This window comes from Roseomonas acroporae (genome assembly GCF_023223525.1).
Classification (GTDB): Bacteria; Pseudomonadota; Alphaproteobacteria; order Acetobacterales; family Acetobacteraceae; genus Roseomonas_E; species Roseomonas_E acroporae.
In genome coordinates this window covers 51,975-68,601 of the sequence record NZ_JALPRX010000006.1, presented here as the reverse complement: position 1 = coordinate 68,601, position 16,627 = coordinate 51,975, and the positions used below count along the sequence as shown (strand labels likewise).

The 16,627-nt window shown below is 75.3% G+C and carries 15 protein-coding genes; 14 read left to right on the top strand and 1 reads right to left on the bottom strand.

Features of this window, described 5'->3' with window-relative positions:
* Positions 1 to 10 precede the first annotated feature (10 nt).
* The 8 genes from M0638_RS01445 (at position 11) to M0638_RS01410 (ending at position 9,377) form a co-directional block, all read left to right on the top strand.
* Positions 11 to 676: a flagellar hook assembly protein FlgD gene (locus tag M0638_RS01445; RefSeq protein ID WP_248665168.1), complete on the top strand. Its 666-nt coding sequence runs from the start codon at positions 11 to 13 to the stop codon at positions 674 to 676.
* A gap of 188 nt (positions 677 to 864) precedes the next feature.
* On the top strand, positions 865 to 2,496 hold the full coding sequence (gene fliF, locus M0638_RS01440; RefSeq protein ID WP_248665167.1) for a flagellar basal-body MS-ring/collar protein FliF: 1,632 nt from the start codon (positions 865 to 867) through the stop codon (positions 2,494 to 2,496).
* Between the two features lie 37 nt (positions 2,497 to 2,533).
* Entirely contained in the window at positions 2,534 to 3,547 is a 1,014-nt protein-coding gene (fliG, locus tag M0638_RS01435) for a flagellar motor switch protein FliG (RefSeq protein ID WP_248665166.1), read from the top strand.
* Position 3,548: 1 nt separating this feature from the next.
* Positions 3,549 to 4,280 (top strand): FliH/SctL family protein, encoded by a 732-nt coding sequence (locus M0638_RS01430; RefSeq protein ID WP_248665165.1) that lies wholly within the window; start codon positions 3,549 to 3,551, stop codon positions 4,278 to 4,280.
* A gap of 2 nt (positions 4,281 to 4,282) precedes the next feature.
* On the top strand, positions 4,283 to 4,675 hold the full coding sequence (fliN, locus tag M0638_RS01425) for a flagellar motor switch protein FliN (protein WP_248665164.1): 393 nt from the start codon (positions 4,283 to 4,285) through the stop codon (positions 4,673 to 4,675).
* Between the two features lies 1 nt (position 4,676).
* Complete coding sequence (locus M0638_RS01420; RefSeq protein ID WP_282571775.1) at positions 4,677 to 6,176, top strand: sigma-54 dependent transcriptional regulator; 1,500 nt, start codon at positions 4,677 to 4,679, stop codon at positions 6,174 to 6,176.
* A 3-nt stretch (positions 6,177 to 6,179) separates the two neighbouring features.
* A complete protein-coding gene (gene flhA / locus M0638_RS01415) occupies positions 6,180 to 8,243 on the top strand; it encodes a flagellar biosynthesis protein FlhA (protein ID WP_248665163.1) in 2,064 nt (687 codons plus the stop codon).
* Positions 8,244 to 8,387: 144 nt separating this feature from the next.
* Positions 8,388 to 9,377 (top strand): flagellar biosynthesis protein FlhF, encoded by a 990-nt coding sequence (locus tag M0638_RS01410; RefSeq protein WP_248665162.1) that lies wholly within the window; start codon positions 8,388 to 8,390, stop codon positions 9,375 to 9,377.
* A 98-nt stretch (positions 9,378 to 9,475) separates the two neighbouring features.
* Here M0638_RS01410 and M0638_RS01405 read toward each other — a convergent pair whose 3' ends face one another.
* Positions 9,476 to 10,669, bottom strand: a complete 1,194-nt coding sequence (locus M0638_RS01405) for a methyltransferase domain-containing protein (RefSeq protein WP_248665161.1) — start codon at positions 10,667 to 10,669, stop codon at positions 9,476 to 9,478.
* 306 nt (positions 10,670 to 10,975) lie between these two features.
* Between M0638_RS01405 and M0638_RS01400 the strand changes: the two genes are divergently transcribed.
* The 6 genes from M0638_RS01400 to M0638_RS01375 all read left to right on the top strand — a co-directional run bounded on the left by M0638_RS01400 (position 10,976) and on the right by M0638_RS01375 (position 16,435).
* The gene (locus tag M0638_RS01400) at positions 10,976 to 11,773 is read left to right on the top strand and encodes a response regulator (protein ID WP_248665160.1); all 798 of its coding nucleotides are present in this window, start codon (positions 10,976 to 10,978) and stop codon (positions 11,771 to 11,773) included.
* A 46-nt stretch (positions 11,774 to 11,819) separates the two neighbouring features.
* A complete protein-coding gene (locus M0638_RS01395) occupies positions 11,820 to 12,017 on the top strand; it encodes a hypothetical protein (RefSeq protein ID WP_248665159.1) in 198 nt (65 codons plus the stop codon).
* 160 nt (positions 12,018 to 12,177) lie between these two features.
* Positions 12,178 to 13,158: an ABC transporter substrate-binding protein gene (locus M0638_RS01390; RefSeq protein WP_248665158.1), complete on the top strand. Its 981-nt coding sequence runs from the start codon at positions 12,178 to 12,180 to the stop codon at positions 13,156 to 13,158.
* A gap of 12 nt (positions 13,159 to 13,170) precedes the next feature.
* Positions 13,171 to 13,944 carry an ABC transporter permease gene (locus M0638_RS01385; RefSeq protein ID WP_248665157.1) on the top strand — a complete coding sequence of 258 codons (774 nt, stop codon included), beginning with the start codon at positions 13,171 to 13,173 and terminating at the stop codon, positions 13,942 to 13,944.
* A 194-nt stretch (positions 13,945 to 14,138) separates the two neighbouring features.
* The gene (locus M0638_RS01380) at positions 14,139 to 14,951 is read left to right on the top strand and encodes an ABC transporter ATP-binding protein (RefSeq protein WP_248665156.1); all 813 of its coding nucleotides are present in this window, start codon (positions 14,139 to 14,141) and stop codon (positions 14,949 to 14,951) included.
* 320 nt (positions 14,952 to 15,271) lie between these two features.
* Entirely contained in the window at positions 15,272 to 16,435 is a 1,164-nt protein-coding gene (locus M0638_RS01375; RefSeq protein WP_248665155.1) for a hypothetical protein, read from the top strand.
* The last annotated feature ends 192 nt before the right edge of the window (positions 16,436 to 16,627 follow it).

Sequence of the window (16,627 nt, the reverse complement as noted above, 5' to 3'; positions counted from 1 at the left end):
GTCCCTTCCGATGACCGTCACCTCGGCCACCAGCGCGACCACGACCGCCGGCACCGCCAGCTCCAGCGCGCTGGCCTCGCTCAGCACGAACATGAACACCTTCCTGACGATGCTGACGACGCAGCTCCAGAACCAGGACCCGACCGCGCCGGTCGATTCCAACCAGTTCACGCAGCAGCTCGTGCAGCTCACCTCGGTGGAGCAGCAGATCGCCACCAACACCAACCTGCAGCAGCTCGTGGCGTTGCAGCAGGTGGCGCAGGTCACCTCGGCCTCCGGCCTGGTCGGCAAGGCGGTGGAGGTCGAGTCGGACCAGCTCTCGCTGCAGGACGGAGTCGGCCAGGTGCGGCTGCCGGCGGCCGGCACGGCGACGCAGGCGCAGGTGCAGGTGCTGGGCGCCTCCGGCGAGGTGCTGCGCACGGCCACCGTGGCGCTCGGCTCGGCTTCGACCACCTGGAGCTGGGACGGGCGCGACAGCAGCGGCACCCGGCACGCGGACGGCGCCTACGGCATCAAGGTGACCGGCCTGACCGGCACCGGCAGCACCACGGCGCTGAGCCACACCGTGGTCGCCAACGCCACCGCCGCCGAGCGGGTGAACGGCACCGCGCAGCTCGTGCTCGGCGGCCTCACCGTCGGCTTCGACAAGGTGCGCGGCCTGGCCGGCGGCGGCTGATCCGCCCGGCGCCGTCCCTCCGGGCCATGCCCTCCCCGTGCCGCCGGAGCGTCCGGCGGGGGATGCCGCGGGCAACGCCTCGCGATTAACAGGGCCGAAAGGAGAAGCGGAACAGAGTCCCCTCACCCGCAGGACGCGGGTTGGAGAGATGGACGGATGCGCCTGGCGCACAACCTTCCGGGCCGGCCATGGGCGGCCTGATCGCCCAGATCAGATCGCTCGGCACGCTGCGCCTCGCGGCACTCGGCGGTGTCGGCGCGGCCATGCTGGGCCTCTTCGCATGGCTCGCCCTGCGCGCGGGCGACGCGCCGATGGGCGTGCTCTACGCCGAGCTCGAGGCGCGCGACGCCGCGCAGGTGGTGGCGGCGCTCGACCGCCAGCGGGTGCCCTACCGGCTGACGGCCAACGGCACCCAGATCCTCGCCCCGGAGGACCAGGTGCCGCGCCTGCGCCTGCTGCTGGCGCGGGACGGGCTGCCCGCGGGCGGCGGCGTCGGCTACGAGCTGTTCGACCGCGGCGAGAGCCTGACCACGACGCCCTTCCAGCAGGACCTCAACCGGGTCCGCGCCATGGAAGGCGAGCTGGCGCGCACGATCCGCAGCCTCTCCGGCGTGCGCGCGGCGCGCGTCCATCTCGTGCTGCCGCGCCGCGAGGCCTTCTCGCGCGAGCGCGGCGAGGCGCAGGCCTCGGTGGTGCTGACCATGCAGGGCGCGCAGCGCCTCGACCGCGAGGGGGTGCAGGCGGTGCTGCACCTCGTCGCGACGGCGGTGCCGGGGCTGCGGCCGCAGCACGTCTCGGTGGTGGATTCGCGGGGCGAGCTGCTGGCGCGCGGCGGCGAGGCGCTGAACGGCCCGGTCGCGGCGCAGAGCCAGGAGGAGATGCGCCGCGCCAACGGCCTGCGCATCGCCCGCGCCGTGGAGGAGATGCTGGAGCGCGTGCTCGGCCCCGGCCGGGTGCGCGCCGAGGCGGCGGTGGAGATGGACTTCGACCGCGTCCAGACCACCGAGGAACGCTTCGACCCCGAGAACCAGGTGCCGCGCTCGCAGCAGTCCAACAGCGAGAACAACCGCAACAGCGAGCCGGCCAACGTCTCCGTCGGCAACAACCTGCCTAACGCCGAGGCCGCGAACGGCAACGGCGGCACGCAGGAGAACCGGCAGGAGGAGACCACGAACTACGAGATCGGCCGCACCACGCGCAGCGTGACGCGCGAGCTGCCGGTGGTGCGGCGCATCTCGGTCGCCGTTCTGGTGGACGGCGTCAGCGAGCCCGGCGAGGGGGGCGCCGCGCGCTGGCGGGAGCGCACGCCGGAGGAGCTGCAGCGGCTGACCGCGCTGGTGCGCGGCGCGGTGGGCTACGACGAGCGCCGCGGCGACCAGGTGCAGGTGGTGAGCATGCGCTTCGCCGCCCCCGAGGACGAGGCGGCGGCGCCGGCGGGCGGCCCGTTCGGCCTGCCCCTCGGCCCGGCGACGGTGGCGCGGCTGGCCGAGACCGGGCTGCTGGCGCTGGTGGCGCTGGCCGCGATCCTGCTGGTGGGCCGGCCGATCGCCGGCCGCCTCGCCGCGAGCCTCGCCCCGCCCGTCGCGCTGACCGAGTCGGCGGCGGCCGGCGCCCTGCCCTCGCCCGATGGCGGCCAGTCGGGCACGCCGGCGCTGCCCGGCGCCTCCGGGGGCGAGGACGAGAGCATGGTGAGCCTCGCCATGGTGGAAGGCCAGATGCGGGCCTCCTCGATCAACCGCATCGTGGAAATGGTGGAGAGCCATCCGGAGGAGGCGCTGAGCGTGCTCCGCCGCTGGCTGTCGCCGGAAGGGGCTTCGTGAGGGGCTGCGAGGGTTGGCTTAGGGGATTGGCATGATGATGACGGGCACGACGACGCGCCTGACCGGGCCGCAGAAGGCGGCGACCCTGATGCTGGCGATGGGCGAGGACAACGCCTCCAGGCTGTTCGCGCGGATGCACGAGGACGAGATACGCGACATCTCCGTCGCCATGTCGAACCTCGGCACCGTGACGGCGGCGCAGGTCGAGGCGCTGTGCCAGGAATTCGCGGCCTCCATGGGCCGCGCCGGCGGCCTGACCGGCAGCTTCGAGAGCACCGAGCGGATGCTGCTGAAGTCGTTGCCGCCGGAGCGGGTCGCGCAGATCATGGAGGAGATACGCGGCCCCGCCGGCCGCACCATGTGGGACAAGCTGGGCAACGTGAACGAGACGGTGCTCGCCAACTACCTCAAGAACGAGTACCCGCAGACCGTCGCCGTGGTGCTGAGCAAGATCAGGGCCGAGCACGCCGCCAAGGTGCTGGCGCTGCTGCCCGAGGGCTTCGCCATGGAGGTCGTCATGCGCATGCTGCGCATGGAGACCGTGCAGAAGGAGGCGCTGGAGGGTGTCGAGCGCACCCTGAAGGCCGAGTTCATGAGCAACCTCGCCCGCGCCTCGCGCCGCGACGCGCACGAGATGATGGCCGAGATCTTCAACAGCCTCGACCGCCAGTCGGAGTCGCGCATCCTCTCGGCGCTCGAGGAGCGCAACCGCGAAGCCGCCGAGAAGATACGCGCCCTGATGTTCACCTTCGACGACCTCGCCCGCCTCGATGGGCCGGGGGTGCAGACGCTGCTGCGCAGCGTCGAGCGCGACAAGCTGCCGCTGGCGCTGAAGGGCGCCTCGGACGGGATCCGCGACATGTTCCTGCGCAACATGTCGGAGCGCGCGGGGAAGATGCTGAAGGACGACATCGCGTCGCTCGGGCCGGTCCGGCTGCGCGAGGTGGACGAGGCGCAGGCGGCGATCGTCTCGACCGCCAAGGAGCTGGCGCAGAGCGGCCAGGTGCGGCTGCGCGACGCCCGCGAGGCCGCCGACGAGATGGTGTACTGAGTTGCCCGCCGCCCACCTCGCCGACTTCCGGCCACTGGCGCCGCCGCGGCATCGCGGCGCCCTGGCGATCCTGCTGCCCGACCTGGACGCGCCGCCCGAGGCGCCGCCCGCCGCCGCGCCCGGGCCCGCCCCGGCGGCGCTGGCCGCCGCACTGGCCGCCGAGGAGGCGGCCCGGGAATCGGCGCTGCGCATCGCCGAGCAGGAGGCGGCCGTGCTGGCCGCCCGCCGGGAAGGCGAGGCTTCGGGGCGCGCCGCCGCCCTGGCCGAGGCCGCCGCGGACGCCGCCGCCCGCGCCGCCGAGGCGCTCCGCCACATCGCCGCGGCGCTCGACGGCGCGGCGGAGGCCGGGCGCGAGGCGGCGTCGCGGCAGGCCGAGGCGCTGGCCGGCCTGCTGCTCGCCGCGCTGGAGGCCGCCCTCCCCGGCGCCGCCGCGCGCGATGCCGGCGCCCTCTCGGCGCGCCTCGTGGAATCGCTGCTGCCCGGCCTGGCGTCCGAGCCCGGCCTGCGCGTGCACGTCGCGGCCGGGCTCGAGGCGACGGTCGCGGCGCGCCTGCAGGATCCGCGGATCGAGGTGCTGGCCGACGCCGCGCTGCCGCCGGGCGATGTCCGCGTGGCCTGGCGGCACGGCATGGCCGAGGGACGGCTGGCGGCACGCCTCGCGGCGATGCGCGGGGCGCTGCGCGATGCCGGGCTCGCACCGCCCGGCGAAACCACACGAGACCAGGAGGGCTGAGCATGTCCGCAACCCAGGGCTTCGAGGCGCTCGGCGGCGCCGAGGCGGCCGAGCCACGCGGCGTCGGCACGCTGGCGACGACGATCGGTCCTTCGGGCGGCCCGTCGGGTAGCCCGCCGGGCGGCCCTCCGACCGGCCAGCCCGCCAGCGATCTCGGCGCCGTCTACGACATCCCGGTGCAGGTCAGCGCCGTGCTCGGGCGCACCACCATGCAGGTCAGCCAGCTCCTCAAGCTCGGCCGCGGCGCGGTGGTGGAGCTGGACCGCAAGCTGGGCGAGGCGGTGGACATCTACGTCAACAACCGCCTCGTCGCGCGCGGCGAGGTGGTGATGGTGGACGACAACCGGCTCGGCGTGACCATGACCGAGATCGTGAAGGCGGACCGGAGCGCGTGACATGCGCGTGCTGATCATCGGATCGCTGGAAGGCGAGCTGGGCCAGGCGGCGCGCATCGCCGCCGCGCGCGGCGCGCAGCTCGCGCAGGCGGAGGGTGCGGCGGCCGGGCTCGACCGGCTGCGCCATGCCGGTGCCGAGCTGGTGCTGTGCGACCTGCGCCACGACGTCGCCTGGCTGGTGCAGGCCATGGCGCAGGAGCGCATCAACTGCCCCGTCATCGCCTGTGGCCGCAACGCCGACGCCGCCGCCGCGGTGCGCGCGATCCAGGCGGGCGCCAAGGAATTCCTGCCGCTGCCGCCGGACGCCGCGCTGATCGCGGCGATGCTGGAGGCGGCCTCGGGCGAGCCGGAGGGGCCGATCTGCCGCGACCCCGCCATGGTCGGGCTGCTCGACCGCGCTACGCAGATCGCGCGCTCGGAGGCGAGCGTGCTGATCACCGGCGAGAGCGGCACCGGCAAGGAGGTTCTGGCGCACCACCTGCACCGGCATTCGCGCCGCGCCCGCGGCCCGTTCGTGGCGCTGAACTGCGCCGCCCTGCCGGAATCGCTGCTGGAGAGCGAGCTGTTCGGCCACGAGAAGGGCGCCTTCTCCGGCGCCGTGGCGCAGCGCAAGGGCCGCTTCGAGCAGGCGCAGGGCGGCACGCTGCTGCTCGACGAGATCGGCGAGATGGACCTGCGGCTGCAGGCCAAGCTGCTGCGCGCCATCCAGGAGCGCGAGATCGACCGGCTGGGCGGCAACGCGCCGGTGCGCGTCGACGTGCGCATCCTGGCCGCCACCAACCGCGACCTCGCCGCCGAGGCGCGCGCCGGGCGCTTCCGCGAGGACCTCTACTTCCGCCTCAACGTGGTGCCGCTGCGCATCCCGCCGCTGCGCGAGCGGCGCGGCGACATCCTGCCGCTGGCCGAGCATTTCGCCGCCCGCTTCGCCGATGCCAACGGGCTGCCGCGCCGGCCGCTCTCGGCGCCGGCCGCCGCGGCGCTGCTCGCGCATCCCTGGCCGGGCAATGTGCGCGAGCTGGAGAACGCGCTGCACCGCGCCGTGCTGCTCGCCTCGGGCGACGTGATCGGGGCGGAGGCGGTCGAGCTGTCCCCAACGGCGGCACCCGCACCGGCGGCCCAGCCGGGCGACCACGTCCCCGCCGGCCCCCTCCCGGTGCCCGCCGCCGGCGGCGTCGCCGCGCTGGTCGGGCGGCGCGTCGAGGAGGTGGAGCGCGACCTGATCCTGGAGACGCTGACGCACTGCCTCGGCAACCGCACGCGCGCCGCCGAGATCCTCGGCATCTCCATCCGCACGCTGCGCAACAAGCTGCACGAGTACCGCGCGCTCGGCGTCGCCGTGCCGGCGGTGCCGGGGCAGGTCCCGCCCGGCCCGCTGCCGGCCGGCGCCGCGGCGATGCCCGGCGGGGGCCCGGGCATGTTCCCAGGCGTTGTCCCCGGCGTGGCCCCAGGCGTGGCCCCTCCGGGCGGCCTGCCGCCCGGCGCCCATCCGGCCGGGGGCTGAGCCATGGCCGCCACCGCCCTTCCCGGCTGGGTGAAGTCGGCGCGGCCGGCGCCCGACGTCGCCTTCGCGCTCGGCGTCGCCGCGCTGCTGGTGGTGCTGGTGGTGCCGCTGCCCGTGGCGCTGCTGGATCTCGGCCTCGCCGTGTCCATCACCGCCTCGGTGCTGGTGCTGATGACGGCGCTGTTCCTGCAGCGGCCGCTCGACTTCACCTCCTTCCCCACCGTGCTGCTGCTGACCACGCTGCTGCGCCTCTCGCTCAACGTCGCCACCACGCGCATCATCCTGACGCACGGGCACGAGGGGCCGAACGCGGCTGGGCACGTGGTCGCGGCCTTCGGCGGCTTCCTGATGGGCGGCGACGTCGCGGTCGGGCTGATCGTGTTCGCGATCCTGCTGGTCGTGAATTTCATGGTGGTGACCAAGGGCTCCGGCCGCATCGCCGAGGTGGCGGCGCGCTTCAGCCTCGATGCCATGCCCGGCAAGCAGATGGCGATCGACGCCGACCTTTCCGCCGGGCTGATCGACGAGGCGACGGCGCGGCGGCGGCGGCGCGAGCTGGAGGAGGAGAGCGCCTTCCACGGCGCCATGGACGGCGCCGCGAAATTCGTGCGCGGCGACGCCATCGCCGGCCTCATCATCACGGCGATCAACCTCGTCGGCGGGCTCGCCATCGGCGTGGTGCGCAACGGCCTGCCGCTCTCCGAGGCCGCCACCACCTTCTCCATGCTCACCGTGGGCGACGGGCTGGTCTCGCAGATCCCGGCGCTGCTGGTCTCGGTCGCCGCCGGCATCGTGGTGACCAAGGGCGGCGCCGAGGGCTCGGCGGACAAGGCGCTGATCGGCCAGCTCGCCTCGGGGCCGAAGCCGCTGGCGCTTGTCTCGGGGGCCGCGGTGCTGATGGGTCTGCTGCCCGGCATGCCGCTGCTTCCCTTCCTGTTCCTCGCCGGCGCCGCCGGCACGGCCGCCTGGGCCCGGCGCAAGGCGGAGGCGGCGGCGAGGGAGGAGCCGGCCACCCTGCCCGCCGCCCCCACCGAGGCGCCGATCCACGACGCCATGCGCATCGACCTGCTGCGGCTGGAGCTGGGCTACGGCCTGCTCTCGCTCGCCGCCGGCGACGCGGCGCGGCTGACCGAGCAGATACGCGGGCTGCGCCGCTCCATCGCCCTGGAGGTGGGCTTCGTGCTGCCGAGCGTGCGCATCCAGGACAACCTCCAGCTCGCGCCCGACACCTACGTGATCCGCGTCAAGGAGATCGAGGCCGGTCGCGGCACGCTGCGGCCGCCGCTGCAGCTGGCCATCGATCCCTCCGGCGGCGTGCCGGACCTGCCCGGCGAGCGCACCACCGAGCCCACCTTCGGCCTGCCCGCGCTCTGGATCGAGGAGTCGCGGCGCGAGGAGGCCCTGGCGCGCGGCTGCACCGTGGTGGACGCGGCCGGCGTGATCGCCACCCACCTGACCGAGCTGGTGCGCGACCACATGGCCGAGCTGCTCTCCTTCGCCGAGACGCAGAAGCTGCTCGACGAGCTGCCGCGCGAGCAGCAGAAGCTGGTGGCCGACCTGATCCCGGCGCAGCTCAGCGTCGGCGGCGTGCAGCGCGTGCTGCAGGCGCTGCTGGCCGAGCGCGTCTCGATCCGCGACCTGCCGACCATCCTGGAGGGGCTCCAGGAGGCCTGCGCCGGCGGGGCGCGCACCGTGCCGGGCCTCGTCGCCGTGGTGCGCACGCGGCTCGCGCGCCAGATCAGCGACGCGGCGCGCGGCCCGGGCGGCTACGTGCCGATGATCGTGCTTTCCGGCGAGTGGGAGCTGGCCTTCGCCGAATCGCTGATCGGCCCCGCCGAGGAGAAGCAGCTCGCCATGGCGCCCTCGCGCCTCGGCGAGTTCATGCAGCGCCTGCGCGACGTGTTCGACAACGCCGCCGCCAACGGCGAGGCGGCGGTGCTGGTGACCTCGCCCGCCATGCGCGCGCACGTGCGCGCCATCGTCGAGCGGTTCCGGCCCGCCACCGCGGTCCTGTCCCAGGCCGAGATCCATCCGCGCGCCCGGATCCGGACCGTCGGCAGCATCTGAGCCCGCTCGGCGGGAGCCGGTGCCGCGCGGGGCGGCCGCGGCGACGGCATCCGCCGCCGCGTCGTTCCGGCCGAGGGAGGAACCGCCCCGCCGGCCGATTCGCCCTTAACGAGGCCGACACTCCACGCGGAGCAGGATCCCGTCATGCGTCCCAAGCAGTTTCAGGCGGCCAGCATGGCCGAGGCGATGGCCCTGGTCCGCGCCGAGTTCGGCGCCGACGCGATCATCCTTTCCTGCGAACGGCGCGGCGATCTCGTCGAGCTGGCGGCGGCGGCGGAGCCGGAGATCGAGGATCCGGCACCCCCTTCCCCATCGGCCGCCGGCAGGCCGTCCGCCGAGGCCGTGGCGCTGGCGCTGCGCCGCCACAACCTCCCCGCCGCCCTGGCGGCCCCCCTGGCGGCCCGCTGCGCCGCCCTGCCGCTGGAGGCGGGCCTGGCCGACTCCTTCGCCTTCATGCCGCTGCCGGACGGCATCGGCCGGCCCTTGCTGCTGGCCGGGCCGCACGGCGCCGGCAAGACCCTGAGCTGCGCCAAGCTCGCCACCAGGATGGTGCTGTCGGGCGTGTCGCCGCTCGTGATCTCGGCGGACGGCATGCGCGCCGGCGGCCCCGAGCAGCTCGCCGCCTTCACCCGGCTGCTTGGCCTGGACCTGGCGGTGGTCCGGCATCGGACGATGCTCGCCTCGGTGCTGGCGCAACGGCCGGGCGGTGGCACGCCGGTGCTGATCGACGCCGCCGGCTGCGACCCGGCCGATCCGGAACAGGCGGCGGCCCTGCGCAGCCTGGTCGCCACCGCCGGCGCCTCGGTGCTGCTGGTGCTGCCCGCGGGCCTCGATCCGGACGAGGCCGCCGAGCTAGGCACCGCCTTCGCCGCGCTGGGCGCCACCCACCTGCTGCCCACGCGCCTCGACGCGGCACGCCGCCTCGGCGGCGTGCTGGCCGCCGCCGCGGCGGGCGGGCTGGCCCTGACCGAGGCCGGGATCGGCCCCGGCGCCGCGCATGGCCTGCTGCGGCTGTCCCCGGCGGTGCTGGCGGAGCGCCTGCTCGCCATGCCGGCCCAGGGCGGCGCCGGCGTCGCCCCCCTCGCACCCCGGCCGGCCTTCGCGGCGCCTTCGGTCGAGGAACAACCGCGCTGACCCCGTGGCGCCATCGGTCCGGTTCCGTTCCCCCGGTGCCGGCGATGCGCGCCGGCGTCAGAGCCGTTCCGGCCTGATACAGTCAGGCTGGAACGGCTCTAGCGGCGCAGCACGAACAGCGCCCCGGCCACGTCCCGCCCCTTTTCCCGGCGCAGCACCGCCGCCTCCCGCGCCAGGACGACGAAGCCGGTCGCCGCCGCCAGGGCCTCGACATGGCCCGGGTCGTGCCGGAAGCGCAGCGCCTCGCCGAGCGCGTAGGGGGCCTCCTCCCCCGCCTCCACCGAGAAGGCCGCGATGCCGCCCGGCACCAGCGCCGTCGCCATCGCGCGCAGGGCCGGCCCGAGATCGCCGAGGTAGTTCAGCACGTCCGCCGCCGCGACCAGATCGAAGGCGGCAGGGTGGACCGGCAGCCACTCCAGCAGGTCCGCCTCGTGCAGCGCGTCGTAGAGGCCACGCCGGCGCGCCTGCGCCAGCATGCGCGGGCTGAGGTCCAGCCCCTCCAGCCGCCCGGCGAAGCCGGCCAGCGCCGCCCCGGACAGGCCGGTGCCGCAGCCGAGGTCCAGCACGGTCCGGGCACGGTCCTGCGCCAGCCCCGACCGCTCCAGCAGCGCGGCGAGCAGCGCCGGCGTGCGGTAGCCGAGCGGGCCGGTCAGCTCCGCCTCGAAGCGCGGCGCGAAGCCGTCGAACAGGTCGCGCACGTAGTCGGCCGGCGCCCGGTCCGGCACCGCCTGCGGCCCGCCCAGCGCGGCCAGCAGGAAGCGCGCCTGCGCGGCGAGCGGCGGCGCGATGCCGGCGCAGCGCAGCGCCGCCTCGGCCGCGCCGGCCGCCTCGGCCGCCTCGCCCGCGTCCCGCCAGGCATGCGCCAGGGCCAGCCAGGCCTCGGCGGCGTCCGGTGCCAGCGCCACGGCCCGGCGCAGCGGCGCCAGCGCGTCCACGGCCTGCCCCAGCGCGCACAGCGCCTGGCCGAGGTTGCGCAGCGTCACCGCGTCGTCGGGGCGTGTCGCCAGGGCGTGGCGCAGCGCCGCCACCGCTTCCGGCAGCCGGCCGCACTCGGCCAGGGCGGCGCCGAGATTGGCGTTGAACACCGCCGAGTCCGGCCGCAGCGCCAGGGCCTGCCGGATCGGCGCCAGCGCGGCCTCGGGCTGTCCGCGCTGGCGCGCCACCACGCCGAGCAGGTTGAGCGCGTTGGCCTCCCGCGGCTGCTGCCGGAGCACGCGCCGATAGAGCCGTTCCGCGCCGTCAAGGTCGCCGGCGGCGTGCCGCGCCGTGGCGTCCCGCAACAGATCGGACATGCAGCCTCCTTCCTCGCCCCGCCCCCGCCGCGCCCTCCGCCCGCCGGGTCGGCGCCGCGCCGCGTCCGCGGCCGCCGGGGTCCGATCCGGCCAGGCGACCCACCGGGACGACTCACGGGGCCACCCACCGGGACGGCGCATCAAGGCGCGCGGGACGCCCGGTGTCGATGTCCTCGCCCGCCGCCGGGCCGCGCGTGCCGCCCGGCCACGCGACACGGCGGCCGCCGGGGCCGCGCGCGATCCCGGATCGTTGATGGCGCCGCCGCTTGCGACGGCGGGAGGTAACCGCCTAGGTTCCCGACCATCATGGCGACTGCCCTGCCGCAGCACGCTGCCCTCGGCGCGCTCCTTCCCCGGCTACGCCGCTACGCCCATGCCGCCACCGGCCACGCCGTGATCGGCGATGCCATCGTGCGGGCGGCGGTGCCGGCCCTTCGGGCCGAGCTGGAGCGGCCCGCCTGGCCCACCGCCTGGCCCCTGCGCTGGCGTGCGGTCGCGGTGCTAGTGGGCGCGCTCCGGCAGGAGCGGCTGATCCCGCTGCCGCGGGGTGGCGGATTGGCGGCGGCGGTGGCCCGGCTGCCGCATGCCCAGCGCCACGGGTTGCTGCTGCGCCTGCTGGAGGACATGCCGCCGGCGGCGATCGCCGCCATCCTCGACCTGCCACCCGAGGAGCCGGCGCGGCAGGTGGCGGCGGCCCGCGCGGCGCTGCGCCGCAGCGTGCCGGCGCGGGTGATGATCATCGAGGATGACGAGCTGATCGCGACCCACATCACGCAGGTGGTGGAGGCGCTCGGCCACGCCGTCTGCGCCACCAGCAGCGACGAGACGGCCGCCTGCGCGGCGGCGCGGCGGCTGCGCCCGGAGCTGGTGGTGGCCGATGTCCACCTCAGCGCCGGCGGCAGCGGGCTGGTCGCCGCGCGCCGCATCCTGGCGGAGGCGGAAGGGACCGCGCCGCCGGTGCTGTTCGTCACCGCCTTCCCCGACCTGGTCCGCGCCGAGCCCGATTCCTTCGTGGTCCGGAAGCCGTGGCAGGAGGCGACGCTGCGTGCCGCGATCGGAATCGCCCTGGCGTCCCGGCCCGATGCCAGATCGACCCCATCCTGAGCCTCCCGTGACGGAACCCGAGGGCCGGCCGGACTTTAAGGCGAGCATGATGACCGCCCCTCGCAACCCGACCGATCCACGGTCCGCGACCGATGGGGAAGTCCGCCTGCCGCCCGAGCCCGGCGAGCTCGCCTTCGACCGCTGGGTCCGCGACGAGCTCGGACGCCTCTACGACGCCACCCTCTCGGAGCCCGTGCCGGAGGAGTTGCTGCGCCTGCTCGACCCGGATCCGGAGCGGAACTGACGGCCCTCCCCGGTCGCGCCCCGCCCTGCCGGACGGGGCCGCTCCGTCGCCGGGCGGCGACGTGCCGAGCGCGGCCTTGCATGCGGAAAATGCTTCTCTACCCTGTGCAACGCACAACGCCGCGCGCAGCGGCGCCACACGCAGCGCAGGAGATCCCCGCATGTTCCGCCGTCAGCTGCTGACCGGCGCGGCCGCCGCGACGCTCGCCACGCCCCTGGCGGAACTGGCCGCGCCGCGTCTCGCGCTCGCCCAGGCCCTGCCGAAGATCACCATCGGCATGTCGGGCTGGACCGGCTTCGCGCCGCTGACCCTGGCCGAGCAGGCCGGGCTGTTCCGCGACAACGGCATCGAGGTCGAGACCCGGTTCGTGCCGCAGCGCGAGCGCAACCTCGCCCTCGCCTCCGGGGCGCTGAACTGCGTCGTCACCACGGTGGACACGATGATCCTCTGGGCCAGCGCCGCGCCGCTGGTGCAGGTGCTGGTGCTGGACCGCTCCAAGGGCGGCGACGGCATCGCGGCGCGGCCGCGCATCGGCTCGCTGGCCGACCTCAAGGGCAAGCAGGTGGCGGTGGACGGGGCCGGCACCTCGCCCTACTTCACCCTGGCCTACATGCTGAGGAAGTCGGGCTCGGGCATCACCATGCGCGACCTCACCCTGGCCACGCTGGCGCCGCAGCCCGCCGCGCAGGCCTTCGTCGCCGGCCAGTTCGATGCCTGCGCCACCTACGAGCCCTATCTCTCCCAGGTGCGGGCGATGGGCGCCGACAAGGGGAAGATCCTCGCCACCACCCTCGACTACCCCTGCGTCGTGGACACGCTGGCCTTCAAGCCGGACTTCATCCGCGACCACCCGGAGGCGGTGAAGCGCGTGGTGAAGTCCTGGTTCGACGCCATCGCCCTGATCGGCAAGGAGCCGGACCGCGCCTTCGAGATCATGGGCAGGCGGGTCAACCAGACCGGCGATCAGTTCAAGGCCTCGGCGCAGTTCATCGAATGGCTCGATGCCGGGATGAACCGCGACTACGTGACCAACGGCCTGCCGGCCTTCATGCAGGAGGCGGCCGAGGTGCAGAAGGAGACGGGCGTGATCCGCGCCATCCCCGATCTCGGCCCGCTGCTCGACAAGCGTTTCGTGACCTGAGGGGCGGCGCCCTTGGAACCGCTGCGCCCGGTCCCGCCGGGGCTGCGCCTGGCGTTGGGCCTGGGCTTCTTCGCCCTCTTCATCGGGCTCTGGGCGCTCGCCACGGAGGGCGGCTTCGTGCAGCCGCTCTTCCTCGCCTCGCCCGGGCAGACGCTGCGCTCGGGCTGGTCGCTGCTGACCGAGTTCGGCTTCCTCGGCGACATCGCGGTGACGGTGGGCCGGGTGCTGGGCGGCTTCGCCATCGCGGCGCTGATCGGCGTGCCGCTCGGCCTGCTGATGGGCGCCTTCAAGCCGGTCGAGGCCTTCTTCGAGCCGTTCATCTCCTTCGCCCGCTACCTGCCGGCCTCGGCCTTCATCCCGCTGCTGATCCTCTGGGCCGGCGTCGGCGAGGCGCAGAAGCTCTCGGTGATCGTGATCGGCTCGGTGTTCCAGATCGTCATCATGGTCTCGGTGATCGCCGGCGGCACGCGGCCGGACCTGGTGGAGGCGGCCACCACGCTCGGCGCGCGCCGGGGCGGCATCCTGCGCCGGGTGATCGTGCCGGCGGCCGCGCCCGGCATCGCCGAGGCGCTGCGCCTCGTGCTCGGCTGGGCCTGGACCTACGTGATCGTGGCCGAGCTGATCGGCGCCACCTCGGGCATCGGCCACATGATCATGGACAGCCAGCGCCTGCTCGACACCGGGCAGATGATCTTCGGCATCGTCACCATCGGCGTGATCGGGCTGGTGACGGACTTCCTGTTCAAGGCCGCGAACCGGGCGCTGTTCCCCTGGGCGGCCCTGTGAGGGGCGTGGCCCCGGGAGGCCGCGCGAAGGCGGGACCGCCCGCCGGGTGGCGCCGCCGCCCCCGCCCGGGACGCGGCGCGCGGCATGCCCGGGTGCCGGGGCCGGCGGCCCGCCCGATCCGTGGCGGCCGCTTGCGGGCGAAGGCGGCGCCCGGGGCGCGCCCCGCCGCCACCGCGACCACGGCAGGGTAGGCGATGGACGCGACGAACCCGAGGCTTGCCGTCGAGGCGGTCACCCGTACCTTCCCCGCGCGCGGCCGCGCCGGCCCCACCCTTGCCCTGCAGCCCACCACCCTCTCCGTCGCGCCGGGCGAGTTCGTCGCCATCCTCGGCCCCTCCGGCTGCGGCAAGTCCACGCTGCTGCGCATCGTCGCCGGGCTCGACCGGCCGACCGCCGGCAGCGTCACCCTGGCCGGCCGCCCCGTCACCGGGCCGGGGCCGGAGCGCGGCATGGTGTTCCAGTCCTACACCCTGTTCCCCTGGCTCACCGTGGAGCAGAACATCCGCTTCGGCCCGCGCGAACGCGGCCTGCCGGAGGCGGCGCAGCGGGAGATCGCGGCACGGCTGATCGCCCGCGTCGGGCTCCGCGGCTTCGAGGGGCACTGGCCGCGCCAGCTCTCGGGCGGCATGCAGCAGCGCACCGCCCTGGCCCGCGCCCTGGCCAACGACCCGGCCATCCTGCTGCTCGACGAGCCCTTCGGCGCGCTCGACCACCAGACGCGGGAGCTGATGCAGGAGCTGCTGCTGGAGGTCTGGGCCGCCGATGCCGCCGGGGCGCGCAAGACGGTGCTGTTCGTGACGCACGACATCGACGAGGCGGTGTTCCTGGCCTCGCGCGTGCTGGTGATGTCGGCACGGCCCGGGCGGGTGAAGGCGGACCTGCCGGTCCCCCTGCCCTACCCGCGCGACTGGACGGTGAAGACCACCTCGGCGTTCGGGGCGCTCAAGGCCAGGCTGATGGGCGAGATACGCGAGGAGGTACGCCGGGCCGCGGCGACGGAGGCGTAGGTCCTTCCCAAGGCCGTGCACCGCCCCGTCGCGCCATGGCGGATGCGGGAATGCCGGCGGCCGCGGCGGATCGCCGGCGAGGCGGCCGGCCCCGCACGCCGGAGACGGCACGCGGCGGCGGGCCGGCACGGCGGCGCACGGCGCCGGTTGGCCACCGGAGCGGCTCGCCGGAGGGCGGACAGGCTCGAAGGCGTGCAGCCGCCCTGGAAACCCGAAGGCGTGCGGCCGCCCTGGAAACCAGGCCCCGAGCCGGAACCATCAGCCGGGCGTAAGCCGATCCCGGCAGGCTTGCCGGCTGAAACACCGGTCGAGGCGTTCCCATGGCCCCTCCGCCTCCGATGGCGCCGCCGCTCGCCCTGTTCCCGCCGGCGCCCGGCATCACCTTCACCCGCAACGGCCGGCTGGACGCGGCGGTCAAGGCCGCCGCGGCGGCGCTGCCGGCCGGCGGCAACGGCAAGCCCGTCTCGCTCTGCCTGATCGATCTCGGCGTCCTGGCCGACGACCCGTCGCCGCCCGCCGACCTTCCCTTCGGCGGCGCCGAGGACGGAACGGTCCACTACACGGCCAGCCTCGTGAAGGTCGGCGTGCAGTATTCGCTCTACGCGCTGCGGGACCTCGCGCGCCGCTTCGCCACCCTCCGCTCCCCCGCGAACGGCCCGGCCTTCTTCGCCGCGGCGCGCGCCGAGCTCGACCCCTTCATCGCCAGGGCCTCGCCGGTGATCGCCGGCGCGCCGCTGCGCCGCGAGCACCGCATCCCGAGCTGGGACAAGGTGTTCACGGCCGGCCGCTTCGGCTCCGGACTCGCCGTCGAATTCCAGCCCGGCATGCGCAACAGCCTGGAGAACATGATCGTCTCCAGCGAGAATCCGGAGACCGGCCGCTGCGTGCGCGGCCAGGGCTATGCCTACCTCAACGGCGCGCTGGAGGCGGCCGGGCTGTTCGACAGCCCCACCAAAACGGGCTTCTACGTCGGCGGCGACTTCTCCGGGGGCTCGACCTGGCCCTATGCGCGGATCCCCTCCGCCAATGACGGCGACGTGGCGCAGGCCTCCACCGCCTTCACCGTGGCGAAGCTGATGGCGCTCATCGCCGTCGGCGGCCTGCTGGACAAGCCGAGCTGCGCCGAGATGCGCGGGCGTCTCGGCCGCGCCGCGCGCGGCGAGGCCAAGCCCGGGCACGACGCCGACCAGTCCTGGCTCACCCGCGACCCATCCCCCGTGGGCTTCGACAATTCCCGCCTCGCCCTCGACAAGATCGGCCTCGGCCCGCTGAAGACGGGCCGGGAGGTCATCTCGGAAGGGCTGGTGCTGCGCGGGCCCGGGGGGCGCTCCTACGCCGTGGCCTATCAGAACGGTCTCAACAACGCCGCCACGACGCGGGCGCTGGTGGCAGGCATCCGCGCCGCGATCCTCGCCAACGAGGCGCTGTCGGGCGCCTCGGGCAATGCCGGCGTGCCCGGCACGGGCCGCGGGACCCTGCCCTGATCCGCCTTCCCACCGGCAGGGGGACCGCTGGCGCGCGGCGGACGGCCCGATCCGGGCTTGCGGGATGGCCGGCGGCCTTCCGCGCCGCACCGGCTCGTCGGCGGCCTGCCCGTGCGTCCCGGTCCCGCACCGGTCCGCCTCGGCGCGGATCGGCCTGATTCTTCGGACCGGCGGGCCGCCGCTCCCCGGCCG

What these genes read in the sequence shown, in the direction of transcription:
- M0638_RS01445 (WP_248665168.1), top strand. Translation starts at nt 11, where the DNA reads ATGACCGTCACCTCGGCCACCAGCGCGACCACGACCGCCGGCACCGCC.
- fliF (WP_248665167.1), top strand. Translation starts at nt 865, where the DNA reads ATGGGCGGCCTGATCGCCCAGATCAGATCGCTCGGCACGCTGCGCCTC.
- fliG (WP_248665166.1), top strand. Translation starts at nt 2,534, where the DNA reads ATGACGGGCACGACGACGCGCCTGACCGGGCCGCAGAAGGCGGCGACC.
- fliN (WP_248665164.1), top strand. Translation starts at nt 4,283, where the DNA reads ATGTCCGCAACCCAGGGCTTCGAGGCGCTCGGCGGCGCCGAGGCGGCC.
- M0638_RS01420 (WP_282571775.1), top strand. Translation starts at nt 4,677, where the DNA reads ATGCGCGTGCTGATCATCGGATCGCTGGAAGGCGAGCTGGGCCAGGCG.
- flhA (WP_248665163.1), top strand. Translation starts at nt 6,180, where the DNA reads ATGGCCGCCACCGCCCTTCCCGGCTGGGTGAAGTCGGCGCGGCCGGCG.
- M0638_RS01410 (WP_248665162.1), top strand. Translation starts at nt 8,388, where the DNA reads ATGCGTCCCAAGCAGTTTCAGGCGGCCAGCATGGCCGAGGCGATGGCC.
- M0638_RS01405 (WP_248665161.1), bottom strand. Translation starts at nt 10,669, where the DNA reads ATGTCCGATCTGTTGCGGGACGCCACGGCGCGGCACGCCGCCGGCGAC.
- M0638_RS01400 (WP_248665160.1), top strand. Translation starts at nt 10,976, where the DNA reads ATGGCGACTGCCCTGCCGCAGCACGCTGCCCTCGGCGCGCTCCTTCCC.
- M0638_RS01395 (WP_248665159.1), top strand. Translation starts at nt 11,820, where the DNA reads ATGATGACCGCCCCTCGCAACCCGACCGATCCACGGTCCGCGACCGAT.
- M0638_RS01390 (WP_248665158.1), top strand. Translation starts at nt 12,178, where the DNA reads ATGTTCCGCCGTCAGCTGCTGACCGGCGCGGCCGCCGCGACGCTCGCC.
- M0638_RS01380 (WP_248665156.1), top strand. Translation starts at nt 14,139, where the DNA reads ATGGACGCGACGAACCCGAGGCTTGCCGTCGAGGCGGTCACCCGTACC.
- M0638_RS01375 (WP_248665155.1), top strand. Translation starts at nt 15,272, where the DNA reads ATGGCCCCTCCGCCTCCGATGGCGCCGCCGCTCGCCCTGTTCCCGCCG.